General features: G+C 38.1%; 24 protein-coding genes. 9 read left to right on the top strand and 15 right to left on the bottom strand.

Translation table 11 applies throughout. The features are described 5' to 3' along the window. From AC07VK_RS10420 to AC07VK_RS10400, 5 genes are all read left to right on the top strand, one after another. Positions 1–306 (top strand): chaperone modulator CbpM, encoded by a 306-nt coding sequence (locus AC07VK_RS10420; RefSeq protein WP_492954056.1) that lies wholly within the window; start codon positions 1–3, stop codon positions 304–306. Between the two features lie 94 nt (positions 307–400). Beyond that, positions 401–1,975, top strand: coding sequence for a helicase HerA-like domain-containing protein (locus tag AC07VK_RS10415; protein WP_492954057.1), 1,575 nt, complete (start codon positions 401–403; stop codon positions 1,973–1,975). A gap of 11 nt (positions 1,976–1,986) precedes the next feature. Further along, positions 1,987–2,649 (top strand): hypothetical protein, encoded by a 663-nt coding sequence (locus tag AC07VK_RS10410; RefSeq protein WP_492954058.1) that lies wholly within the window; start codon positions 1,987–1,989, stop codon positions 2,647–2,649. 125 nt (positions 2,650–2,774) lie between these two features. Further along, positions 2,775–3,674, top strand: coding sequence for a nucleotidyltransferase family protein (locus AC07VK_RS10405; RefSeq protein ID WP_492960254.1), 900 nt, complete (start codon positions 2,775–2,777; stop codon positions 3,672–3,674). Beyond that, the gene (locus AC07VK_RS10400; RefSeq protein WP_492960252.1) at positions 3,665–4,741 is read left to right on the top strand and encodes a phosphotransferase enzyme family protein; all 1,077 of its coding nucleotides are present in this window, start codon (positions 3,665–3,667) and stop codon (positions 4,739–4,741) included. Before AC07VK_RS10405 ends, AC07VK_RS10400 begins: the two co-directional genes overlap by 10 nt. Positions 4,742–5,429: 688 nt before the next feature. Here AC07VK_RS10400 and dnaK read toward each other — a convergent pair. Continuing rightward, positions 5,430–7,340 (bottom strand): molecular chaperone DnaK, encoded by a 1,911-nt coding sequence (gene dnaK / locus AC07VK_RS10395; protein ID WP_057932249.1) that lies wholly within the window; start codon positions 7,338–7,340, stop codon positions 5,430–5,432. Positions 7,341–7,773: 433 nt separating this feature from the next. Here dnaK and AC07VK_RS10390 point away from each other — a divergent pair, with 433 nt between their 5' ends. Further along, positions 7,774–8,133, top strand: a complete 360-nt coding sequence (locus AC07VK_RS10390; protein ID WP_492954061.1) for a DUF1304 domain-containing protein — start codon at positions 7,774–7,776, stop codon at positions 8,131–8,133. Positions 8,134–8,183: 50 nt separating this feature from the next. Next, complete coding sequence (locus tag AC07VK_RS10385) at positions 8,184–8,759, top strand: murein L,D-transpeptidase catalytic domain-containing protein (RefSeq protein WP_492960250.1); 576 nt, start codon at positions 8,184–8,186, stop codon at positions 8,757–8,759. A gap of 169 nt (positions 8,760–8,928) precedes the next feature. Here AC07VK_RS10385 and AC07VK_RS10380 read toward each other — a convergent pair whose 3' ends face one another. Next, positions 8,929–10,116 carry a class I SAM-dependent methyltransferase gene (locus AC07VK_RS10380; RefSeq protein WP_493053013.1) on the bottom strand — a complete coding sequence of 396 codons (1,188 nt, stop codon included), beginning with the start codon at positions 10,114–10,116 and terminating at the stop codon, positions 8,929–8,931. 245 nt (positions 10,117–10,361) lie between these two features. Between AC07VK_RS10380 and AC07VK_RS10375 the strand changes: the two genes are divergently transcribed. Both AC07VK_RS10375 and AC07VK_RS10370 read left to right on the top strand, forming a co-directional pair. Further along, complete coding sequence (locus tag AC07VK_RS10375; RefSeq protein ID WP_492954064.1) at positions 10,362–12,098, top strand: GMC family oxidoreductase; 1,737 nt, start codon at positions 10,362–10,364, stop codon at positions 12,096–12,098. Positions 12,099–12,109: 11 nt separating this feature from the next. Next, entirely contained in the window at positions 12,110–12,742 is a 633-nt protein-coding gene (locus AC07VK_RS10370; RefSeq protein ID WP_492960246.1) for a gluconate 2-dehydrogenase subunit 3 family protein, read from the top strand. A 174-nt stretch (positions 12,743–12,916) separates the two neighbouring features. Here the strand turns inward: AC07VK_RS10370 and AC07VK_RS10365 are convergent, their stop codons facing one another. From AC07VK_RS10365 to rpsE, 13 genes are all read right to left on the bottom strand, one after another. Next, positions 12,917–15,886, bottom strand: a complete 2,970-nt coding sequence (locus tag AC07VK_RS10365; protein ID WP_492960244.1) for a glycoside hydrolase domain-containing protein — start codon at positions 15,884–15,886, stop codon at positions 12,917–12,919. A gap of 454 nt (positions 15,887–16,340) precedes the next feature. Beyond that, positions 16,341–16,865 (bottom strand): 50S ribosomal protein L17, encoded by a 525-nt coding sequence (rplQ, locus tag AC07VK_RS10360; RefSeq protein WP_029278659.1) that lies wholly within the window; start codon positions 16,863–16,865, stop codon positions 16,341–16,343. 105 nt (positions 16,866–16,970) lie between these two features. Then, the gene (locus AC07VK_RS10355; RefSeq protein WP_025145205.1) at positions 16,971–17,963 is read right to left on the bottom strand and encodes a DNA-directed RNA polymerase subunit alpha; all 993 of its coding nucleotides are present in this window, start codon (positions 17,961–17,963) and stop codon (positions 16,971–16,973) included. Between the two features lie 85 nt (positions 17,964–18,048). Further along, positions 18,049–18,657 (bottom strand): 30S ribosomal protein S4, encoded by a 609-nt coding sequence (gene rpsD, locus AC07VK_RS10350; RefSeq protein WP_029282720.1) that lies wholly within the window; start codon positions 18,655–18,657, stop codon positions 18,049–18,051. 61 nt (positions 18,658–18,718) lie between these two features. Continuing rightward, a complete protein-coding gene (gene rpsK, locus AC07VK_RS10345; RefSeq protein WP_010599885.1) occupies positions 18,719–19,108 on the bottom strand; it encodes a 30S ribosomal protein S11 in 390 nt (129 codons plus the stop codon). Between the two features lie 152 nt (positions 19,109–19,260). Further along, complete coding sequence (gene rpsM / locus AC07VK_RS10340) at positions 19,261–19,638, bottom strand: 30S ribosomal protein S13 (RefSeq protein ID WP_010599886.1); 378 nt, start codon at positions 19,636–19,638, stop codon at positions 19,261–19,263. A 68-nt stretch (positions 19,639–19,706) separates the two neighbouring features. Then, the gene (gene rpmJ / locus AC07VK_RS10335) at positions 19,707–19,823 is read right to left on the bottom strand and encodes a 50S ribosomal protein L36 (RefSeq protein WP_010599887.1); all 117 of its coding nucleotides are present in this window, start codon (positions 19,821–19,823) and stop codon (positions 19,707–19,709) included. Position 19,824: 1 nt separating this feature from the next. Next, complete coding sequence (infA, locus tag AC07VK_RS10330; RefSeq protein ID WP_010599888.1) at positions 19,825–20,043, bottom strand: translation initiation factor IF-1; 219 nt, start codon at positions 20,041–20,043, stop codon at positions 19,825–19,827. A gap of 71 nt (positions 20,044–20,114) precedes the next feature. After that, positions 20,115–20,900, bottom strand: a complete 786-nt coding sequence (map, locus tag AC07VK_RS10325; RefSeq protein WP_230149484.1) for a type I methionyl aminopeptidase — start codon at positions 20,898–20,900, stop codon at positions 20,115–20,117. An 8-nt stretch (positions 20,901–20,908) separates the two neighbouring features. Beyond that, positions 20,909–22,249, bottom strand: coding sequence for a preprotein translocase subunit SecY (gene secY, locus AC07VK_RS10320; RefSeq protein WP_029278656.1), 1,341 nt, complete (start codon positions 22,247–22,249; stop codon positions 20,909–20,911). 7 nt (positions 22,250–22,256) lie between these two features. Further along, positions 22,257–22,703, bottom strand: coding sequence for a 50S ribosomal protein L15 (gene rplO / locus AC07VK_RS10315; RefSeq protein WP_025145210.1), 447 nt, complete (start codon positions 22,701–22,703; stop codon positions 22,257–22,259). A 104-nt stretch (positions 22,704–22,807) separates the two neighbouring features. After that, positions 22,808–22,987 (bottom strand): 50S ribosomal protein L30, encoded by a 180-nt coding sequence (rpmD, locus tag AC07VK_RS10310; protein WP_010599892.1) that lies wholly within the window; start codon positions 22,985–22,987, stop codon positions 22,808–22,810. A gap of 4 nt (positions 22,988–22,991) precedes the next feature. Next, entirely contained in the window at positions 22,992–23,510 is a 519-nt protein-coding gene (gene rpsE / locus AC07VK_RS10305) for a 30S ribosomal protein S5 (RefSeq protein WP_010599893.1), read from the bottom strand. Positions 23,511–23,517: the final 7 nt, after the last annotated feature.

Raw genomic sequence — 23,517 nt, 5'->3', positions numbered from 1 at the left:
ATGGGAACCAATCTAATACCTGTAGAAGACATCTGTGCTTACCACCACGTTGAGATCAACTTTATCCAATCGCTTGAAGATTTTGGCCTGATCCACACCACGGTTAAAAAGCAATCGCACTTTTTGCCTGTTGATGAGTTGACCAAACTGGAGCAGTATCTTCGTCTAGCACACGACCTGGAAATCAACTTAGAGGGTATTCATGCTGTTTCGCATCTGCTTAATCAATTGCAAAATATGCAGGAGGAAATAACCGCACTTCAGAACGAACTAAATTATTATAAGCAACTTAACCAACACCGTTAAACAACCGTTTGTGCAGTGTTTTGCATTAAAAGTGGAAACAAAAACACAATCTTTTTAAGATATCTTTCTTAAATTGGCAATCTAATTTAAAAAAATGAGTGATATTTCTTCAAAATTCATCGAAAAAATAAAATCATCCTACGCCCCTTCAGGCTCGTACATTTATTTAGGCGCCGGAATTTTAGACGGTCAGGTTTACAGCGAAGCTGAGGTTAATTTGTCGTTAAAAATGATGAATAGACATGGTTTAATTGCTGGAGCAACCGGAACAGGTAAAACACGTACCCTGCAATTATTGGCAGAGCAACTGTCAGATGCCAGCGTCCCTGTTTTTATGTTAGATGTTAAAGGAGATTTATCAGGTTTAAACCAGCCAGGCTCCGTTAATCCAAAAATAGAAGAAAGAGCACAACAGCTCAACAAACCCTTTTCTCCATCTGGTTTTCCGATAGAGGTTTACTCGCTCTCCGGCAAAATGGGTGCACAAATGCGGGCAACCGTGCTTGAGTTTGGTCCCACGTTATTATCGAAAGTTTTAGACCTGAACGATACCCAGGCAGGCGTAATGGCCGTAATCTTTAAATATGCCGATGATAACAAAATGCCTATTATCGATTTAAATGATTTAAAGAAACTGGTTTCTTATCTATCAGAAGGTGCCGGAGCCGCCGAAATAAAAAGCAGTTATGGCACTATTTCTACCGCTACTTCCGGTACAATATTAAGAAAGATTGTCGCTATTGAGCAGCAAGGATTAGCGGGTATGTTTGGCGAAAAATCTTTTGACATTGAAGATCTTTTCGAGCGTGTTGATGGCAAAGGAACCATAAGTTTGTTAAATATTGCAGATGTTCAAAATCAACCAGTACTGTATTCTACCTTTTTGTTAAGCTTACTGGCGGAGTTATTTAATACCATGCCCGAAGTTGGCGATTTAGACAAACCAAAACTGATTTTCTTTTTTGATGAAGCCCATTTATTGTTCAAAAATTCTTCGAAAGCATTTTTAGAGCAGATTGAAACCATTATCAGGTTAATTCGTTCAAAAGGAATTGGTGTTTTCTTCTGTACCCAGGCACCTACCGATGTACCTGAAAGTGTTTTAGGGCAATTGGGTAACCGTGTACAACATGCATTAAGGGCATTTACACCTAATGATGTAGATGCTTTGAAAAAAACAGTTAATACCTATCCAAAATCAGATTTCTACGAGATCGACAAAATATTAACTTCACTGGGAACAGGACAGGCTTTGGTTACGGTATTAAATGAAAAAGGCATACCTACAGAGGTATCTGCTACCATGCTCACCCCACCAAGAGCTGTAATGGGCCCACTTACCGCTGCAGATTTCGATCAGCTTGTTCATGCCAGTTCTAAGTATGCTAAATATAAAGACCCTATCGATCCTGAAAGTGCTTATGATATTTTAACTAAACGCATTAATGAGCAAACTGCAGCAGCAGAACAAGAAAAACAGGAAGCTGAAGCTCAAAAACAGGCCGAACAAGAAAGCAAGCCTAAACCGGGCGAAAAGAGCCTTGTTGAACAGGTAATGGGTGCAACAATAACACGCCAAATTGGTAAAGAAATTGTTCGCGGTATTTTTGGCATGCTTACAGGAAAGAAAACTCGCTCAAAAACTGGTGGTGGTTTATTTGGATTTTAAATAACTTAACTATGAAGTATCTATTTTTAGTTCTCTCGCTTATTTCATTAAATTCCTACAGTCAATATGCACTTACTCCATTTGCAGAAGTTCAGGGCACCCAATTAAGAGAAATAAAGTACGAAGATGTAACAGGCTCTCCCTATTTATTTGATTACTGGCTTAAAGGGAAAGTAACGACCAAATCGGGTAAACATTATGAAAACATGCCATTAAAATATAATGTAATGGATGATAAGCTGATTTTCAAACATGAAAACGGCAATTTGATGCATTTTGCAGAACCAGTTACAGCATTTGAACTTTTAAATCCAGAATTAAACATATCGAATAAGTACATTAATGGGTTGCCGATAGTAGATCATTTTAATAATGATTCTTATTTTGAAGTTATCTTTTCAGGACAGACTTCATTATTTAAAAAAACGAATAAAAAGATTATTGAAAGTAAACAATACGGCTCTGCAGTTATCAATAAATCTTTTAATACGACAGATAGCTATTTTATACTTAGCAATGGTGATTTTTCAAAAATTACGCCAACAAGAAAGACAATTCTGGCTTTATTCCCTTCTAAAGAACAAGAACTAAATAATTATTTAAAAAAAGAAAAGATTGATTTCAAACAAGACAGTGATTTAAAAAGGTTATTTGAATACTTAACTAAAATATAAAAATAAAACCCCTGGTTATTTATAATTAAAATTAAAATAGCATTACTATTTTCGCATTATGAATACAATATGATTAAACTAATTTATTTTAATCATATAAAATTCTCAAAATAAAATAACAATAGATGAAACCTACCCTATTAATATTGGCTGCAGGTATGGCAAGCCGTTATGGAAGTATGAAACAAATCGATGGTTTTGGTCCAAATGGCGAAACCATTATCGATTATTCAATATATGATGCAATTAACGCTGGCTTTGGCAAAGTTGTATTTATTATTAAAGAAGAGTTTGTAAATGAATTTAAAGCCATTTTCGAACCAAAACTTGCAGGAAGAATAGAAACAGAATATGTTTTCCAAAACTTCGATTTAAAACAATTTGGCATAGAAGAAGAAATATACAGAGAGAAACCCTGGGGTACTGCACATGCAATCCTTTCAGGCAGAAACGCAATTAAAGAACCATTTTGTGTAATTAACGCTGATGATTACTATGGTTTTGATGCCTTTAAAAAGATGGTCGATTTCTTAACTACAGAGGTAACAGACAGTAACTATGCTATTATCGGTTATGAGGTTGGCAAAACTTTATCAGAATTTGGTGCTGTTTCGCGTGGCGTTTGCAAAGTAGATGCAGCTGGTAATCTGGAAGAAATTGTAGAACGCACAAAAGTTTATCCTAAAGATGGCAGTATTTTTTACGAGGAAAATGGCGAAGAGTTCCCATTAGCCTATGAAACGCCTGTTTCAATGAATTTCTGGGGATTTACACCTGCGGTTTTCAAAATTACGGAAGAATTGTTCAGAGAATTTGCTGAAGCAAACAAAGATAAACCTAAGGCAGAATTCTTTATTCCATTAATTGGCGAAAACCTGGTAAAAAGTAATACAGCAACCTTTAAAGTAGTACCAACCTCAAACAAATGGTTTGGTGTTACCTATAAAGAAGACAAACCTTATGTTCAGGATAGTATTGACCAATTGGTTAAAAACGGAACATATCCAGAAAAACTATGGAGCTAAGTTTAGATTCCGAAGTTTTAAAAGCCTACGGATACGCTAAAGAAAATACAAAAATTACACAAATAGGTACGGGTTTAATTAACCGTACTTATTTGCTTTCGCCCCTATCCGAAAAGAAGAAATACATTCTTCAAAATATAAATACTTCGGTTTTTAAATCACCACAGGCCATTGCCAACAACCTGCGGGCTATTGCCGATTACCTCACCTTCACTTACCCTGAATATCTTTTTATCAAACCTGTTTCTACCACAAATAGTGAAGAAATGGCGCACATTCATCATGAATATTGGCGGATGCTTCCTTTCGTGCAAAACACCATCTCATTAGACGTTTTAGCAGATCCTAAGCAGGCATATGAAGCTGCAAAACAATTTGGCAAACTGAGTAGATTATTAGATGATTTTGATGCAAAAACACTTCAGCCTACTATCCCGGGTTTCCACGATTTAGGTTTAAGGTACGAACAGTTTACTTTGGCCCTAAGCCATGCAGAAGAAACTTTAAAAGATGAGGCAAAAGCACAAATTGAAGATGCGCTGGCACATAAATATATTTTAGATTATTATACCTCATACTCCCACAGAACGGATTTTCCAGATCGTGTAATGCACCACGATACCAAAATCAGCAATGTTTTATTAGATAATAAAACTTACGAAGGTATCTGCGTAATCGATTTGGATACCATTATGCCTGGCAAGTTTATTTCCGACCTGGGCGATATGATGCGTACTTATCTTTGTGCCTTCTCTGAAAACGAAACCGATCTGGATAAGGTGAAGATTCGTTTACCTTACTTTGAGGCCACAATAAAGGGTTACTTATCTGAAATGAAAAGTATTTTAACCAAAACAGAAAAAGAGCTGATCTTATTCTCAGGAAAATATATTATTTATATGCAGGCCCTGCGCTTCCTAACTGATTTTTTAAGCGGTGATAAATACTATCCTATTAGTTACCCCACGCAAAATTTAGACCGTACCAAGAATCAGTTTAAACTATTGCATGAAATTGCTATAAACGAAAAAGAGTTACAGGATATTATTGAACAGAATTTAATTTAGATTTTGTCGTTCGTCAACCTGATCCCATAGCTATCGGATTTATTTCAGTGGCCAAAGCTTGGTTGCACTCTGCTACCAATTGATAGTTTAATAAAAATCCTCGTCATCTCGACTGAAACGCAGTGGAATGAAGAGATCTATCTCGATAGATTTAGCTTCGCTGAACACTTCGTGGTTCTCGGCTACGCTACACCCGATAGCTATCGGGTCAGCTCGAAATGACGACCTCTATAAAACCTCGCAGATTTTTAAGACCTGCGAGGTCTAAAACACCAGCCATAAACAACAAACCCTCCTCCATAAACCCGACAGCAGCGAAAATACTTTTTTAAAACAGTTGCGCTAATACGAGGCGAAGTAACCAATAGAAAAGATGCTTCGTTCCTCAGCCTGACAGTTGTTCTTTAAAAAGATTGAAGCGAATGGCGGGACTGCTGTTTCCGAAAAGGTACAGAACCCTTGATTTTCTAATTGTTTTCAACCATAGACATATAAGTATAAGTTCTTGTTTAAACCTGCGAGGTTAGCATGAAAAGATTGCTTCTCCGAAAGGTCGGGACAGGCTGTCGGCTGAAAAAGCCTTCTCGCAATGATGATTTTGCACAAAAAAAGCGCTCCTGAACTTAATCAGAAACGCTTTTATTTTATCTCCCCAAGACTTAAGGCTCAGGAATCAGACTCAAGACTATTATTTCTTATCGTCTTCTTTTACTTCTTCAAAATCAACATCAGTAACGTTATCGCCACCACCTTGAGGCTGACCATCAGCTTGTGGTTGTTCGCCACCTTGAGGTTGCTCACCAGCTTTGTACATTTCTTCTGATGCTACGTTCCATGCAGCTTGCAATTCAGCTTGTGCTGCATCGATATCTGCAAAGTTACGTGATAAATGCGCAGCTTTTAATTTCTCTAAACCAGCTTCGATTGGTGCTTTTTTATCAGCAGATAATTTATCACCAAACTCTTTCAATTGTTTCTCGGTAGAGAAAATTAAAGCATCAGCACCATTGATTTTATCAGCTTCTTCTTTCTGCTTAGCATCGTCTGCTGCATTAGCTTCAGCTTCTTCTTTCATTTTTTTGATCTCAGCATCAGTTAAACCTGAAGATGCTTCGATACGGATTTTTTGCTCTTTACCGGTCGCTTTATCTTTAGCACTAACGTGTAAGATACCATTGGCATCAATATCAAACGATACTTCTACCTGAGGCACACCACGAGGTGCTGGTGGAATACCATCTAAAATGAAACGGCCAATTGTACGGTTCTGAGCAGCCATTGGGCGCTCACCTTGTAAAATGTGGATCTCTACTGAAGGCTGGTTATCAGCTGCCGTTGAGAAAGTTTCCGATTTTTTAGTTGGGATAGTTGTGTTAGACTCGATTAATTTAGTCATTACACCACCCATCGTTTCAATACCTAATGATAAAGGCGTAACGTCTAATAACAATACATCTTTAACATCACCAGTTAACACACCACCTTGAATAGCAGCACCGATTGCCACAACCTCATCAGGGTTAACACCTTTACTTGGCTCTTTACCGAAGAAAGCTTTAACCGCTTCCTGAATAGCAGGGATACGTGTAGAACCACCTACCAAGATAATTTCGTCGATATCGCTTGTGCTTAAACCAGCATTTTTCAAAGCAGATTTACAAGGATCGATTGTACGTTTAATCAAACTATCAGCCAATTGCTCAAATTTAGCACGAGATAATGTACGTACCAAGTGTTTAGGGCCACTAGCATCAGCAGTAATGTATGGTAAGTTAATTTCAGTAGAAGTTGTGCTTGATAACTCAATTTTAGCTTTCTCAGCAGCCTCTTTTAAACGTTGTAAAGCCATTGGATCTTTAGCTAAATCCATGCTGTTTTCAGCTTTGAATTCGCTCGTTAACCAATCAATAATAATGTGGTCAAAGTCATCACCACCTAAGTGTGTATCACCATCAGTAGATTTTACTTCAAAAACGCCATCACCCAATTCTAAAACAGAAACGTCATGCGTACCACCACCACAGTCAAAAACAACGATTTTCATGTCTTTGTGTGCTTTATCCAAACCATAAGCTAAAGCAGCTGCTGTAGGCTCATTAATGATACGTTTTACAGTTAAACCTGCAATCTCGCCAGCTTCTTTAGTAGCTTGACGTTGTGCATCGTTAAAATAAGCTGGTACAGTAATTACCGCTTCAGTTACTTCCTGACCCAAGAAATCTTCAGCAGTTTTTTTCATTTTCTGTAAAATCATCGCAGAAATCTCTTGTGGAGTATATTTTCTGTCGTCGATTTCAACACGTGGTGTATTGTTATCACCTTTAACTACTTTATATGGTACACGTCCAGCTTCTTTCGCACTTTCGTCGTAGCTGTTACCCATAAAGCGTTTAATCGAATATATCGTTTTTGTTGGGTTGGTTATAGCCTGACGTTTAGCAGGCTCGCCAACCTTACGCTCACCGTTTTCTGCAAAAGCAACAATAGACGGTGTAGTACGTTTACCCTCACTGTTTGCGATAACTACAGGCTCGTTGCCCTCCATTACGCTCACGCAAGAGTTTGTTGTTCCTAAGTCTATTCCAATAATTTTTCCCATTGTATTTGTATTTTCTCTTTTTAAAGTATTATAATTTCTACTCCTGTTAAACAATGCTTGTGCCAATTGGGTTTTGGCAGATAATACCGGTAAAAGACTGATAAAATGTAAAAAAAGAGGCAATAGTTTACTGACAGCATGACAGAATAAGCTGAAAGGCTAAAGCTTTAAAGACTAAAGCAAAGTGTAAATTCCCTAAAATGATTTGAAAATGACAGTCAGCAGTACTTCGGAAGCAGCAGTCCCGCTAACCGCTTTACTTCGTTTCACTCGTGTTCGCTATTATCGGGTTTATTAAACAGCTTTTTTTTGCGCTTGGGTGATAAAAACACAAGCAGAGATAAGGAGTGATTATCTAAATCCCCTCAAAGTTTTATATCTTTAAATGACAATTAATCGGTGCAATCATTAAATCTGTGTAATCCAATCTATAATGCAATTAGCAGCTCAAATCGTAATTGGCTTAGTAGCCTTCATCCACATCTATATCCTTTGGTTAGAAATGTTTGCCTGGACCACAAGAGCGCCAAAGGTTTTTAAAACGATCCCAAAAGATTTATTTGTGCCGACAAAAACATTGGCAGCAAACCAGGGATTATACAATGGGTTTTTAGCCGCAGGTTTAATTTGGTCGTTATGCATAACCGATCATCACTGGAAATTTTATGTGGCCGTATTCTTTTTAACCTGTGTTATTATCGCTGGCATTTATGGTGCAGCCACAGCAAGTAAAAAAATTCTTTACGTACAATCAATTCCAGCTTTAATAGCACTGATTTTATTGCATCTGTAAGTTGCATTCTATTGGTTGGTGTCGCACCAACCGACATGCCATAACATTATATGCACAAGCTATCCGTTCTCCTTATCTTGTTTACGCTGCTCGGTTTTAAACCCAGGGCCAATAACAAAATAAGTGCAGACAGAATTAAGGGTGCATTAGCCTTCTGTAAGAAAAATAAGATGGATACCACAATCGCCATTATGGTTGATATGAGTATCCATTCAGGTAAAAACAGAATTTTTGTTTACGATTTTAAGCAAAAAGAAATCACCATCGAGGGGCTTTGTGCCCATGGTGTTGGTGGCGGAAGTACCCCAACAAAACCGGTTTTCAGCAATAAAGAAGGGAGTTATTGTACTTCATTAGGTAAATACAAAGTTAAAGGCCGCTCATACAGCAATTGGGGGATTAATGTGCATTATAAAATGTACGGTTTAGAAAAAACAAATAGTAATGCTTTTAAACGGATTGTGGTTTTACATTCCTACGCGCCAGTTCCCAACCAGGAAATTTACCCCCATACTTTATTCGGACAAAGTGCTGGCTGTCCCGTTTTGTCAGACGGTACCATGCGAAAGATTGATGCGTTGCTCAAAACCAAGAAAAAACCGGTACTGCTTTGGATTTATGAATAAGTGTTAAATTAATAAAAGCGGTCGTAACCCTGAACTTGCTTCAAGGTCTGGTTAACAAGGAGGATCGATACAATTGATCAGTGTCTTACCCAACGAAAACGCGCCATCTGTTTTTATAATGTATAATGGATGCTGAAATAAATTCAGCATGACGGCCATATTAGAAAATCTACAACTCCAACAATCTTTCCAAATGATGGTAACCAATTCCAAAATATTCTTTACTGGCTTTAATTTTTTGTAAAATTTCCGCCTTCCGCTCTGCGCCAAGCCCTTTGCCCTTCACCCCAACCACAAGCACATTTTTAGGTGTATGCGCATCCGAAATAAATTCGAAAACTTTGGTTTTATATCCGAAGTATTCTAAGATCAAGGCGCGGATCCCATCGGTAACCATTTCTGCCTGGCGTTCTAAAAAGATACCATATTTAGTTAAAAACGACACATCATTCTTCACTTTATTTTGCTCTATTTCCCTGCGAATCTGTTTGTGGCAACAAGGTGCAACAACAATCAGTTCGGCATTGGCTTTAATTCCTTTAAAAATGGCGTCATCGGTAGCGGTATCACAGGCATGGAGGGCAATTAACAAATTTACATGCTCAGCATTATAATCCTCAATCGTTCCCTGAACAAAATTCAATCTACCGAAAGCAGATTTAACAGCAACCTGATTACACAAATCAACCATATCCTGGCGATATTCTACGCCTACAACTTCAGTTTCCAATTTTAAAACCGAATGCAGGTAATCGTAGAGTGCAAAAGTTAGATAACCTTTACCAGAGCCCATATCAGCCACCTTTTTAATGGTTCCTTCTGGCAGCTCTTTAATCAAAGAACTTAAAATTTCGATATAATGGTTAATCTGGCGGAATTTATCCTGCGCATTCTTGAATACCTTTCCTTCTGCATCGGTGATTTTCAGTTCTGTCAAATATGACTTCGCATCAGGTTTAATCAACCTGGCTTTTTCTTTATCATGGTTGGCCGACGGCGCTGCTGCACTTGATGCTTTGCTTTCCCTAAAAACAACCTTACCATTGTTCAGTTCCTCCAAAATCAGATCCTTTTCGGTGGTAAACAAAGTACCGATTTTAAAACCTTTATTCAGATAATTACCAATCAAATCTATTGCTTCATCAACTACATAGTTTTTTACCACATCGCGGGTTTTATAGCGATAGGTAAAGGCCAGTTTATCTTCACGTTTAATCACAACCTTGCGGATAAGAATCTGCTTTAGTGCTTCTTCTTCACCTTTATAGTTCCCTAAAGATACCTTTACAAAACTTGCTGTATTTAGGCTTTCTTTTAAAGCTGCAGTAAATTGTTCTATATATTCTGACACTGGCATTGATAAATTTTAACGACAAAGATAATCAAGTTTATCCGGAGCAGAACATATCCATAATAATGTAACAATAGAGCGACCGTTTTAAGGGTTATTTGATTAAAAACGGCTAATCGGGTGCTCACGTAATACGATTTAGAAATACAAATGGGCAATATTATCTATATTGATTCCAAAATAGTCGGACACTTCTATTTCAAAAAAATAAACTTTAGATTAGAGTATATAAAAATAGCTAACCACAATTCATGAGTGACTTTCAGATAAAAAAATCGCCTACCGTTTATGATGCCATTATTGTTGGCTCAGGTGCGGGTGGTGGAATGGCTGCATATGTACTGGCACATGCAGGTCAAAAGGTTTTAATGCTCGAAGCTGGTCAAAATTTCGATCCGCGATTAGATTCACATCAATTAAAATGGCCTTGGGAATCTCCCCGTCGCGGCGCCAGTACAACGCGTCCATTTGGAGATTTTGATGCTTCTTATGGAGGATGGGAATTAGAAGGCGAGCCTTATACCCAGAAAAACAAAAGCGAATTCGAATGGTTCCGTTCACGGATGCTCGGTGGGCGTACCAATCACTGGGGACGAATTTCTTTGCGGATGGGTCCGGACGATTTTAAACCTAAAGATGGCTTAACCGATGCCTGGCCCATTACCTACGCGGATGTAAAACCGTTCTACGATAAAGTTGACCGTATGATCGGTATTTATGGAACGGCAGAGGGTTTAGAAAATGAACCAGACGGAATCTTTATGAAACCGCCAAAACCGAGATTAAACGAACTTTTCATCAAAAAAGGTGCAGAAAAAGCTGGTGTAAAGGTAATTACCGGCCGTGGATCTGTACTTACCGAAGCCTTACCCAATAACAACGACCGTGCACCTTGTTTTTACTGTGGTCAGTGCGGAAGAAGCTGCAAGGTTTATGGCGATTTTTCTTCGTCTTCATGTTTGGTAAACCCTGCCGTAAAAACAGGAAACCTGACTGTGATTACCGATGCCATGGTGCGCGAAGTAATTACCGATAAAGACGGTACTGCAAAAGGCGTTTCGTACGTAAACCGAAAAGACCTGCAAGAATATCAGGTAAATGGCAAACTGGTTATTTTAGGTGCCAGTGCCTGCGAATCGGCCCGCATATTGTTGAATTCAAAATCAACTTCTCACCCAAACGGCCTGGCCAATAGCAGTGGCGTGGTTGGAAAATATCTGCACGATTCTACCGGAGCAAGTGTTTCGGGTTTTCTCCCCCAGTTAATGGACAGAAAACGTTATAATGAAGATGGTTTGGGCAGTGTACATATCTATTCGCCTTGGTGGTTGGATAACCGTAAACTAAACTTCCCGCGTGGTTACCACATCGAATATTGGGGTGGCATGGGGATGCCTGCATATGGTTTTGGCGGCGGCGTAGCCCAAATGAACGGAATGGTACCTGGCAGAGATGGCAAAATGAAAGAAGCCGGAGGTTACGGAAAATCGCTAAAGGATGATTACCGCCGTTTCTATGGAACTGGTGTCGGAATGGCTGGTCGCGGAACGGCAATAGCCAGAGAAGACAATTATTGTGAAATTGACCCCAATACAGTAGATAAATATGGTATTCCAGTTTTAAGGTTTAACTATAAATGGGCTAAAGATGAAATTCTGCAGGCTAAACATATGCAAGAAACCTTCCTTTCCATCATGAAAGAAATGGGTGCAGTGGTTACTTCCGAAATTCAGGGCGCAGATACCAATTACGGTTTACTCAACCCCGGAAAAATTATCCATGAAGTTGGAACCATCCGCATGGGCGACGATCCTAAAAAATCAGCATTGAATAAATACTGCCAGGCGCACGACTGTAAAAACCTGTTTGTGGTTGATGCTGGTCCATTTGTTCAACAAGGTGATAAAAATGCCACCTGGACTATCCTGGCCCTATCTATGCGTACTGCTGAATATATTTTAGCTCAAAAGAAAAAACAAAACATTTAAAGAATTACCATATGAATAGACGTGATTCCATAAAAGCATTAGGTTTAACAGCTGTTAGTACTGCGGTACTGTTAGAAGCCTGTAAACAGCCTGAAACAAAAACCGAAGTAGCCGCACCAGAAGAAACTGCAAAAGAAGCCGGAAGAGAACAATGGGAAATAGACCGTGATAAGAAATTAAAAGCGGAAACCTTTTTCACTAAACACGAAATGGCTACCATTACTATTCTTGCCGATATTATCATTCCTAAAGATGATGTATCGGGCAGTGCATCTGATGCCAAAGTGCCGGAGTTTATCGAATTTATTGTAAAAGATATTCCGGAACATAAAGTACCGATGCGTGGCGGCCTGAAATGGCTGGATATATACAGCTTTAATAAATTCCAAAAATCATTTGTTGAGGCATCCGAGGATCAACAAATTTCAATTGTAGATGAAATTGCATACCCTAAAAAAGCGAGACCGGAAATGCAGGTGGGTGTAACCTTTTTCAATAGAATGAGAAATTTAACTGCATCAGGTTTTTACACTACAGAAATTGGCGTAAAAGATATTGGTTATGTGGGTAATGCACCAAACCAGTGGGCCGGTGTTCCAGCAGATGTGCTGAAACAGTACGGAATGGAGAATGTGAAGATATAGCTTCTCAAAAAAAATCGTCATCTCGACTGGAGCATAGCGAAATGGAGAGATCTATAATAGATTTCTCGACTGCGCTGCACTCCGCTCGAAATGACGATATAATATTATTTGCATTATCGGTACGTCGCTTCTGTTACAAAGTTCCTGAAACAAGTTCAGGGTGACGACGATATTTTATTCCACTATCAAAATCAAACCTTTTCCTTTTTCAAGAGGAACCGATTTTCCATCAGGATAACTTCCAGAAGTTTGAAACTTATCAATTGCAGGAGCTGTTATTTTTACTTTACCGGCATCTAAACCTAACTTGGCCCAGTCGATGGTTAAATTAACCTTTACATCCCCCTCTGCCCAGCTTGCTAATGCAATCATTGTTTTACCTTTTTGTTTGTAAACAGTTGCCAGCACTTTTGCATTATCGGTTTTAACCGGACAGTTTTCACTCCAGTAACCGATCATCTCAGATCCTTTTATTCCGAAATTGTCCCAAGCTCTCCATAATGGTTTTGGATCACTTTTGTCAGACCAGCCCAAGCGACTTGTCATGCCATAAATCATACCACGCCAAGGGTTTCCATCATCCTGTAACATCTCTCCCATTAATCCAAAAGGAATTCCGCTTACTTCTGTTAAAAAGAAATCGGGATTGTTTTTCTGGTAATCGAAGTATTCGCCAAACCATAAACGGTTCAAATAAGGGAAATGCTCCAGATATAAAATGGCACTATTGTTAAAACCATCACTTTTGTTGTACTGATTTGCTGAGTGCAGGTCGATAATACCCGGGTGGCTATCCTGTGTCAATACACGTTTTATACGTTTCATGGTTACGCGGTCAAATGCCACATCATCCAAGTATACCCCATCAATCCCAACGTTGTTTACCAACCAGTTCATTCCTTCTACGTAATAGTTGTGCCAACGGTTCATTCCGCTGTTAATTACAGCAGCATCTTTAATTTCGGGTACAAACCAGGCGGCAATATAATTAGAATCTAAATGCTCCTGTAACCAGCTAAATCCTCCCCCTTTACCCGGAGAATATACTTCAGTTCCCAAACTTCTTAAAGCTGGCCACTCGTAAGTATGGTTGGAAAGCTCGCGAACCGTATTATAAATTTTAACTTTTAAACCTTTAGAATGTGCACTACCGATATAATCTTTCATCTTTTTCCATTCGATAAATGGATAGTTGATCCAGGGGTTGATCGGTGTGGCATGGTGAATGTTCACTACTGTTGCGCCTTTAGCTTTGATCGTATCTAAATCACCATATTTATGGTAAAAACGGTTTTCCCATTGAAAATCGGTGTTAAGCAAATGAAAAGGCGTGATCAGTAAATTGAAATTGTAGTATAACACATCACCCTTTTTCATTCTTCTTGCACCGGTAAAATTGTCGGCAAGCATCGAACTGCCTTTAACATTGATCTGGATACCACCTTTATCTCCATTACCCCACGATTTAGGTAATAATAAAGGCTTCTGAAGATAGAAATTAGTATTAAGCGGGCGAACATAGTTTTCATCTCTTAAGTTGTAATACAGGCCCGCATTTACGTTCCCGATCCAAACAGCATCCTGGTTTTTATTGGCCACATCCCATTTCCACTTTACGGTATCTGGTCTAACGCCACCCTTTTCACCTAAGCCCATCAAATATTTTGTCGAATTCTTATCAAAAGGGATATGAAAATCGACATTACTAAACTCCACATCCTTTAAAGCAGTTACCTTAACTACATAATGTACATAGCCATCAAACTCCAAAGCACCTTCCAAATCCATTTTCAGGTTTTCTGAAGTGTTGGTTGCTTTCCATTTTACTGTTCCAGCTTCTTTACTCGTGATCTGGAAATCACTTGGAACAAATTTCTCCTGCGTTTTCGGCGTATTAAAAAAGTGAAAGTGAATAGGCTCTGCCAAAATGTTATTGGGTTTTTCGCTGTAAGCCGTCATCTCTGCGTTGAAGAACGTTTGAATCTGCTTAGGGAAACCATCAGTATTAATTTCGAACTTTCTACCTAAAAGCGAGATTACATTGCCCTCAACAGTTAGCGGTGTGTAAGGAGCAACAACTGTATTTGCTTGTGCCAAAGTAGAATTTAACCAGGTTAAGCGGGTCTGTTTATCTGGGGTTCCTACACCCGCATCGGCTAAAACTTCGTTACCTACCGTAATTTTGGCATCGATTACTTTAGATTTCCCATTGGCTTTGACCGTAAATTTTCCGGCATAAATGCCTGCAACTGTATTTTTAGGGATGTTAACCGTAATCCACATTGGCTGAATTTTCCCAGAGGTCACATTTACGGTTTCAACCAAAGGTTTGTTATCGTAACTCGTTCCATTGGTATTTAAGCAATTGATATATTTTGAAGAGATTACTTTTCCGGCTTCATTTTTTAAATCTCCGAAGCTAACCACAACATTCTTGAGATCTTTCAAAGCAAATACGCCTAATTGAAAAGCATAGTTTTCGCCTTTACCAGCCGAGCCTGTAAAAGTATTTGCAGCACCTTTTTGTACCCAACGATAAGGTAAATCGTTCTGCATTTTGATTGGAAACATTCTATCTTCTGGAAAAACGATAAAAGCTTCTGCTGCATATTTGGTCTTTATTGCAGCGGTTTCTTTGCCAGTGGCAATTACTTCCATTGGATAAAAAGAATTGAAAGTATCGATCGACTGGATCTCGACAACAGAAGCATTCACTTTAACCTGCTTAGCCGCTATTAACCATGCCTGGTCAGCCTGTTTGGGCTTTAAGTAAACGCCTTTCGGATAATTACTTCTTCCCTCATTTTTATAAGCGAGGTAGTAAACATAATATTTTCCAGCTCCAGGTGCTTCGAAATAAACATCAGCACTTTCTCTTGTCAGTTTATCTGTACCCACAACCGAAACCATTTTACCATTGGCATCTTGTACGAGGATTCCTTTTAATTCCGGATGTTCATCCCTCCGGCGCCAATCAATTTTAGCATGGGCAATTTTGCCTGTACCAGCAAACTGCACAACAACTCTATGGTTGCCTAACGAATCAGGGTTCCAGGCATTGTTACCATTGGTATATTTTAGCGTTTGTGCATTAAGAGATAGCTGTCCGAAAAGACAGAGTAATAGAAAAAGCCTAAATTTCATTTCAAATTTGTTTGAGGCTAATTTATAGATAGCTAGCTGAAATAATGCTATGTAATAAAAAAATGAGACAAACGTTTGCTTGATTTGGTTCATTGGTTCATTGGTTCATTGATCAATAGTTCAATGGTGCTGATCATGTGCCTAATCGAATGATGCCAAAAGTAATGCTACTCAAATAACTATTATCTGACAGCAAAAAAATCTTGCAGACTATTGCAATTGCATAGGTTCATAGTGGTGTCAGATGTTCCCATCTGACACAAAAAATTAATCAATTTCCACAAATCACTTATAAACCTTCGGTATCCATCAGATGGTAACATCTGACGGCACGAAAATTCTATGCTTTTAATAATATACAAAAAGTCAGATGGCAACATCTGACAGCACAAAACGGCACAAAAAAAGTCCTGCTCTTTCGAACAGGACTTTTTTGATCTTAAGGTGAATAAAATTATTCTCCTTTTGGTTCTTCAGTAGCAGGAGCTTCTTCAGCAGGAGCAACTTCTTCGGCAACTTCAGCTTTCGCTTCAGCAGCTTTAGGTGCAGCAGTAGCTTTACTTCTACCACGACGAGTTGTTTTCTTCTCTTCTTTAACCTCTGCATCTTTACCGTAAACTGTATTGTAGTCTACCAATTCAATTAAAGCCATTTCAGCGTTATCACCTAAACGGTTGTTTAATTTAATGATACGAGTGTAACCACCTGGACGGTTTGCAACTTTCTCAGCAATTTCGCGGAATAAGATTGTTACTACTTCTTTATCTTGTAAGTAAGCAAATACTGTACGACGTGAGTGAGTAGTATCATTTTTTGATTTAGTGATAATTGGCTCAACATAAGTACGTAAAGCTTTAGCTTTAGCTAAAGTTGTTGTAATTCTTTTGTGCAAAATAAGTGATGAAGCCATGTTAGCTAACATCGCCTTTCTGTGGCTTGCGGTTCTACCTAAGTGGTTTACTTTTTTACCGTGTCTCATTGTTTTTTAATTGAGTGTATACCGTCTCGTTGCAATTAAGCTGAGGGAATTATACACTGTGAAAAATTATTTATTTTTCTAAGTCCCCTTTAAGGGATTTAGGGATTACTCTTCGTCTAATTTAAATTTAGACAGGTTCATACCAAATGATAAACCTTTTGATTTTACTAATTCCTGGATCTCTGTTAAAGATTTTTTACCGAAGTTTCTGAATTTTAACATATCAGCAACATCGTAAGAAACTAAATCAGCTAAAGTACGGATATCAGCAGCTTTTAAGCAGTTTAATGCCCTAACTGAAAGATCCATATCTACTAACTCAGTTTTAAGGATTTTACGCATGTGTAAAATTTCCTCATCAACTTCTTTAGTTTCTTCTTTAGCTTGAGATTCTAATACTAAATTCTCATCAGAGAATAACATAAAGTGTTGGATAAGGATCTTAGCCGCTTCTTTTAATGCTTCTTCTGGATGAATTGAACCGTCAGTAGAGATATCTAAAACCAATTTTTCATAATCCGTTTTTTGCTCAACACGAAAGTTTTCGATCGTGTATTTTACATTTTTCATTGGAGTATAAATCGAATCGATTGCGATTACACCTACAACAGCATCAGCAACTTTATTTTCTTCAGCAGGTACATAACCACGTCCTTTATTGATGGTTAATTCCACTTCCAAAGTAACAGATTTATCCATGTTGCAAATTACATGCTCCGGGTTTAAAACTGTAAAGTTGTTAGAGAATTTAGTGATATCACCAGCTTTAAACTGATCTTGACCATTAACGATGATGAAAACTTTTTCAGAATCACCTGAATCACCTGTTTTCTTAAAACGAACTTGTTTTAAGTTTAAGATAATGTCAGTTAAATCTTCTACAACACCTTTCATGGTAGAAAACTCGTGAGAAACGCCTGAAAAACGAATAGTAGTAATAGCATAACCTTCTAATGAAGAAAGTAAAATTCTTCTTAAGGCATTACCAATTGTTACACCGAAACCGGGCTCTAAAGGACGAAATTCAAATGTGCCATCGAAATCAGTTGATTTCTGCATGATCACTTTGTCTGGTTTCTGAAATGCTAAAATTGCCATTTATAATTTTTTAAATTCGTTATTGAATATATAGTAATATGAAAAAAGTTAATTACCCTTTTGAGGTAATTAACTAGCTCATTTATTACTTTGAGTACAACTCGATGATTAAGTTTTCCTTGATGTTCTCAGGAATCTCATCACGTTGAGGGTAGGTTAAGAATTTACCAGTTAATTCACTGGCGTTCCATTCTAACCAAGCAAACTTATTAATAGTTCTACCTGCAACTGAGTTACTAATTGATTCTAAAGATTTAGATTTTTCACGAACAGCAACCACATCACCAGCTTTTAACTGATATGAAGGGATATTTACAACTTCACCATTCACGGTAACGTGTTTATGGCTAACTAACTGGCGTGCACCAGAACGGGTTGTTGAAATACCTAAACGGTAAACTGTGTTATCTAAACGTGCTTCTAATAACTGAAGTAAGTTATCACCGGTAATACCAGCACGAGAAGATGCTTTTTTAAACAAGTTACTGAATTGTTTTTCTAATACACCATAAGTATATTTTACTTTTTGTTTCTCCATTAACTGGATAGCATATTCAGATTGTTTTCCTCTTCTTTTTGATGAGCCATGTTGCCCAGGAGGATAATTTTTTCTGTCTAACACCTTATCAGGACCGAAGATTGGTTCTCTGAATTTACGGGCGATTTTTGATTTTGGGCCTGTATATCTTGCCATTTTTTTTCTGTTTTAAAGTATCATCCAACCTGAAGCTGGAGATTCTTAGCTTTAAAATTAATTAAACTCTTCTCTTTTTAGGAGGACGACATCCGTTGTGAGGAAGTGGAGTAATATCTTTAATAGATGTTACTTCGATACCTGCTACTTGCAAAGTTCTGATTGCAGATTCACGACCTGAACCCGGACCTTTTACAAATACTTCAACTTTACGTAAACCTAAATCAAACGCAACTTTACCACAATCTGAAGCTGCTTGACCAGCTGCATATGGTGTGTTCTTTTTAGAACCTTTAAAGCCCATTTTACCAGCAGAAGACCATGAAATAGTCTGTCCGTTGTTGTTTGTTAAGGTAACGATAATGTTGTTGAAGGTAGCATTGATATGTGCCTGACCAACAGGCTCAATTACAACGATACGTTTTTTTGTTACTTTTTTACTCTTAGCCATTTTATCTTTTAGATTTTAGATATGAGACTTGAGGTATGAGACTTTCTCTACCCCGATACTCAGTATCCTACTTTTTATCTTTTATTCCAGATCTGAGCAGATTTTAAAGACATGGTGCGCACATCTAAAATCTCATATCTCATATCTATCTATTACTTAGTAGCTTTTTTCTTGTTAGCAACTGTTTTTCTCTTACCCTTACGAGTACGTGAGTTGTTTTTAGTACGCTGACCACGAGAAGGTAAACCTTTTCTGTGACGTAAACCACGGTAACAACCAATATCCATTAAACGTTTGATGTTTAACTGAACTTCTGAGCGTAAAGCACCTTCTACTTTAATCTCATCGTTGATCATTGTACGGATTGCTGATAACTCATCATCAGACCAGTCTTGTACTTTTTTATTTAAATCGATACCTGCCGTAGTTAAAATACGTTGAGCAGTTGTTCTACCAATTCCGTAGATATAGGTTAAACCGATCTCACCTCTTTTGTTTCTTGGTAAATCAATACCTGAAATCCTTGCCATATTTATTTATTTTTTAAGTAATTCCGAACGGCGGGCCACCGTTGTGCGGTTCATTACAATATTCTTAATTACCCTTGACGTTGCTTGTATTTAGGATTTTTCTTGTTGATTACGTAAAGTTTACCTTTACGGCGAATAATCTTACAATCAGCGCTACGTTTTTTAATTGATGATCTAACTTTCATTTTATTTATATCTATAAGTGATGCGACCTTTTGTTAAATCATACGGCGACATCTCTAATTTTACTTTGTCACCAGGAAGAATCTTGATGTAGTGCATCCTCATCTTTCCTGAAATGTGCGCAATAATCTCATGCCCGTTCTCGAGTTCTACCCGGAACATCGCATTGGATAATGCTTCTCTTATTACTCCGTCTTGTTCAATTGAGGCTTGTTTAGCCATATTTTATTGATTGTTACTTAATTAGCTGCTTCTAAACAGGGTTGCAAAATTAAATAAAAAATTTTAATTATTTATTTTTTTTGTTGTAAAACTTCTTCTATTATAGAAAACGTCGATAAAACATCTGCTTTGCCCTTTTTTACGGCTACTGTGTGTTCAAAATGTGCCGATGGTTTATTGTCTTTACTGGTTACCGTCCATCCATCGTTATGGAATTTAACACCGGCTACGCCTGCATTGATCATGGGTTCTATCGCAATTACCATTCCTTCTTCAAGTTTTGGTCCTGCACCACGTTTCCCATAATTCGGAACTTCTGGTTTCTCATGAAGTTTTACACCAACACCATGTCCTACAAGCTCTCTTACTACACCAAATCCATTAGCTTCTGCATACTGTTGAACAGCGAAACCGATATCACCGATCCGCATACCAACAACAGCTTTTTCTATACCCAGTTCCAGGCAACGTTTAGTAACCTCAACTAATTTCTGTTTTTCGGCATCAATCTCCCCGATAGAGAAGGTATAAGCCGAATCGCCAAAATAATTGTTTTTAATCACCCCACAATCAACTGAAATTAAGTCGCCCTCCTGGATTACGTATTCGCTTGGAAAACCGTGAACAACCTGTTCATTTGGCGAAATACATAAAGAATTAGGGAAACCATTGTAGTTTAAAAATGCCGGAATCGCTCCGTGGTCACTTATAAACTCGTAGGCTAGTTTATCTAATTGGATAGTAGTCATGCCTGCTTTTATCACCTTGGCCACTTCGGCTAAAGTTTTAGAAACAAGCATGGAACTTTCTCTTATTAACTCGATCTCCTCAAGAGATTTGTAATAAATTTTAGACATCCGTTACACTACAACGCTGCGTTGCTACTTGCAGCAGGAACACCTGTTCTGCCAGTAACTCTACCCGTTTTCATCAAACCATCATAATGGCGCATCAATAAATAACTTTCGATCTGCTGTAAAGTATCCAATACAACACCAACCAAAATCAATAAAGAAGTACCACCGAAGAAGTGTGCAAACTCTTGTTTAATGCCGAACTTAACCGCTAATGAAGGTAAAATAGCAATGATCGCTAAAAATACCGCACCTGGGAAAGTGATTTTAGAAATTACATCATCAATAAAAGTTGATGTTGCAAAACCCGGTTTAACACCTGGGATAAAACCACCGTTTTTCTTCATATCATCACTCATTTGAGTTGGATTAACTGTAATTGCAGTATAGAAGAAAGTAAATGCGATAATTAAAAATGCGAACGTTAAGCTATAAGCCAACGAAGTTGTGTTGCTGAACTGGATTAACCAAGAACCTTGTAATGAAGGAACAAACTGCATTAAAGCACCCGGAATAAACATTAACGCTTGAGCAAAAATGATCGGCATAACACCTGCAGCATTTACCTTTAAAGGAATGTACTGACGAACACCACCAAACTGGCGGTTACCAACAATTTTCTTTGCGTACTGTACAGGTACTTTACGTACACCTTGAACAATTAAAATGGTAAACATTACCACTGCAAATAATGCAACGATCTCTAAAACCAATGCAACCGGGCCTCCACCTTCACTAGATGAGCCTACACGCGCACTAAATTCTTGAGAAATTGCAACTGGTAAACGGGCAATAATACCAACCATAATGATTAGTGACGTACCGTTACCAATACCTTTATCAGTAATTTTTTCACCTAACCACATTACAAATAATGTACCTGCCGTTAATACAAACGTAGATAACACTAAGAATAAAGTGTTTGGCAATAAAATAGCTTCTGCAGGAACTTGCGTTTTAACGTAACCAACAGATTGAACGATTGTGATCGCTACCGTTAGGTAACGCGTAATCTGGTTCATTTTCTTTCTACCACTTTCGCCCTCTTTCTGCATTTTTTGGAAAGAAGGAACAGCAATACCCAATAGTTGCACCACAATCGATGCAGAGATATAAGGCATTACCCCCAATGCTAAAATAGACACACGAGAGAAAGAACCTCCGGCAAACATATCTAGTAAGCCTAAGATTCCTGATTTTTCGTTATTGCCTAAAGCAGTTGGATCTACACCTGGTAAAACCACGTGAGATACGAAACGGTATACCAAAAGAATTAAGAGCGTAAACAATATACGCTCTTTTAATTCCTGAATTTTCCAGATATTACTTAAAGTAGTAAATAGCTTCTTCATTTAATAATTACAATTTTACAATAGAACCACCTGCGGCTTCAATAGCTTTTTGTGCGGTTGCAGAGAACGCATGTGCTGTAATTTCTAGCTTAGCTTTAACTTCACCACGACCTAAAATTTTAACTAAGTCATTTTTAGAAGCTAAACCATGTGCTTGTAAAGCAGCGAAATCGATAGTTGTTAAGCTGTGTTTTTCAGCTAAAGCTTGCAAAACATCTAAGTTTACACCAACATATTCTGTACGGTTAATTGGTTTGAAACCAACTTTAGGCACACGACGTTGTAAAGGCATTTGACCACCTTCGAAACCGATTTTGGTTTTGTGACCTGAACGGGAACCCGCACCTTTGTGACCACGAGTTGAAGTACCGCCACGACCAGAACCTGTACCACGACCAATTCTTTTGCTGTTTTTTGTAGAACCTACTGCAGGTTTTAAATTACTTAAATTCATTTTTTTGAATTTGTGTTGCCCTTCGCTTTCACTAAACAGGTACAACGATTAAACATACATAAAGGTAGTACCGGCTTTTACCCATACTACCTTTAAAACTTTTACTAGATTGCTTCGATTGCTACCAAATGGTTCACTTTGCGAACCATACCGATAATCTGCGGAGTAGCTTCAACCTCAACACTTTGGTTCATTTTAGATAAACCCAAAGCCTGAACGGTTCTTTTTTGGCGCTCGCTTCTGTCGATAACGCTTTTTACTTGTGTTATTTTGATCTTAGCCATGATATTATCCGTTAAATACTTTGTTTAAATCTATACCACGAGTTTGAGCTACTGTATAAGCATCACGCATTTTAGTTAACGCATCAACAGTTGCTTTTACCACGTTGTGTGGGTTAGATGATCCTTTAGATTTTGCCAATACGTTATGCACGCCAGCACTCTCTAATACAGCACGCATCGCACCACCAGCAATTACTCCGGTACCTACTGCAGCTGGTTTGATTAAAACGAAACCACCTGAAAATTTACCGATTTGCTCGTGAGGAACAGTGCCATTTAAAATTGGAACTTTTACCAAGTTCTTTTTAGCATCATCCACACCTTTAGCAATTGCTTCAGTTACCTCTTTCGCTTTACCTAAACCGAAACCAACAACACCGTTTTCATCACCTACAACAACAATTGCTGAGAAGCTGAAAGTACGGCCACCTTTGGTTACTTTGGCAACACGTTGTATACTAACCAAACGATCCTTTAATTCGATATCGGTGGTTTTTACTCTTTTTATATTAATAGTTGACATCTTACTT

It is taken from the genome of Pedobacter sp. GW821-FHT01D05 (assembly GCF_059422505.1).
This window is presented reverse-complemented; position numbering and strand designations above follow the sequence as displayed.

What these genes read in the sequence shown, in the direction of transcription:
- AC07VK_RS10415 (WP_492954057.1), top strand. Translation starts at nt 401, where the DNA reads ATGAGTGATATTTCTTCAAAATTCATCGAAAAAATAAAATCATCCTAC.
- AC07VK_RS10380 (WP_493053013.1), bottom strand. Translation starts at nt 10,116, where the DNA reads ATGCCAGTGTCAGAATATATAGAACAATTTACTGCAGCTTTAAAAGAA.
- rplQ (WP_029278659.1), bottom strand. Translation starts at nt 16,865, where the DNA reads ATGAGACACGGTAAAAAAGTAAACCACTTAGGTAGAACCGCAAGCCAC.
- AC07VK_RS10385 (WP_492960250.1), top strand. Translation starts at nt 8,184, where the DNA reads ATGCACAAGCTATCCGTTCTCCTTATCTTGTTTACGCTGCTCGGTTTT.
- rpsD (WP_029282720.1), bottom strand. Translation starts at nt 18,657, where the DNA reads ATGGCAAGATATACAGGCCCAAAATCAAAAATCGCCCGTAAATTCAGA.
- map (WP_230149484.1), bottom strand. Translation starts at nt 20,900, where the DNA reads ATGTCTAAAATTTATTACAAATCTCTTGAGGAGATCGAGTTAATAAGA.
- AC07VK_RS10355 (WP_025145205.1), bottom strand. Translation starts at nt 17,963, where the DNA reads ATGGCAATTTTAGCATTTCAGAAACCAGACAAAGTGATCATGCAGAAA.
- AC07VK_RS10375 (WP_492954064.1), top strand. Translation starts at nt 10,362, where the DNA reads ATGAGTGACTTTCAGATAAAAAAATCGCCTACCGTTTATGATGCCATT.
- dnaK (WP_057932249.1), bottom strand. Translation starts at nt 7,340, where the DNA reads ATGGGAAAAATTATTGGAATAGACTTAGGAACAACAAACTCTTGCGTG.
- infA (WP_010599888.1), bottom strand. Translation starts at nt 20,043, where the DNA reads ATGGCTAAACAAGCCTCAATTGAACAAGACGGAGTAATAAGAGAAGCA.
- rpsE (WP_010599893.1), bottom strand. Translation starts at nt 23,510, where the DNA reads ATGTCAACTATTAATATAAAAAGAGTAAAAACCACCGATATCGAATTA.
- AC07VK_RS10390 (WP_492954061.1), top strand. Translation starts at nt 7,774, where the DNA reads ATGCAATTAGCAGCTCAAATCGTAATTGGCTTAGTAGCCTTCATCCAC.
- rpmJ (WP_010599887.1), bottom strand. Translation starts at nt 19,823, where the DNA reads ATGAAAGTTAGATCATCAATTAAAAAACGTAGCGCTGATTGTAAGATT.
- rpsM (WP_010599886.1), bottom strand. Translation starts at nt 19,638, where the DNA reads ATGGCAAGGATTTCAGGTATTGATTTACCAAGAAACAAAAGAGGTGAG.
- AC07VK_RS10410 (WP_492954058.1), top strand. Translation starts at nt 1,987, where the DNA reads ATGAAGTATCTATTTTTAGTTCTCTCGCTTATTTCATTAAATTCCTAC.
- secY (WP_029278656.1), bottom strand. Translation starts at nt 22,249, where the DNA reads ATGAAGAAGCTATTTACTACTTTAAGTAATATCTGGAAAATTCAGGAA.
- AC07VK_RS10400 (WP_492960252.1), top strand. Translation starts at nt 3,665, where the DNA reads ATGGAGCTAAGTTTAGATTCCGAAGTTTTAAAAGCCTACGGATACGCT.
- rpmD (WP_010599892.1), bottom strand. Translation starts at nt 22,987, where the DNA reads ATGGCTAAGATCAAAATAACACAAGTAAAAAGCGTTATCGACAGAAGC.
- AC07VK_RS10405 (WP_492960254.1), top strand. Translation starts at nt 2,775, where the DNA reads ATGAAACCTACCCTATTAATATTGGCTGCAGGTATGGCAAGCCGTTAT.
- AC07VK_RS10420 (WP_492954056.1), top strand. Translation starts at nt 1, where the DNA reads ATGGGAACCAATCTAATACCTGTAGAAGACATCTGTGCTTACCACCAC.
- AC07VK_RS10370 (WP_492960246.1), top strand. Translation starts at nt 12,110, where the DNA reads ATGAATAGACGTGATTCCATAAAAGCATTAGGTTTAACAGCTGTTAGT.
- rplO (WP_025145210.1), bottom strand. Translation starts at nt 22,703, where the DNA reads ATGAATTTAAGTAATTTAAAACCTGCAGTAGGTTCTACAAAAAACAGC.
- rpsK (WP_010599885.1), bottom strand. Translation starts at nt 19,108, where the DNA reads ATGGCTAAGAGTAAAAAAGTAACAAAAAAACGTATCGTTGTAATTGAG.
- AC07VK_RS10365 (WP_492960244.1), bottom strand. Translation starts at nt 15,886, where the DNA reads ATGAAATTTAGGCTTTTTCTATTACTCTGTCTTTTCGGACAGCTATCT.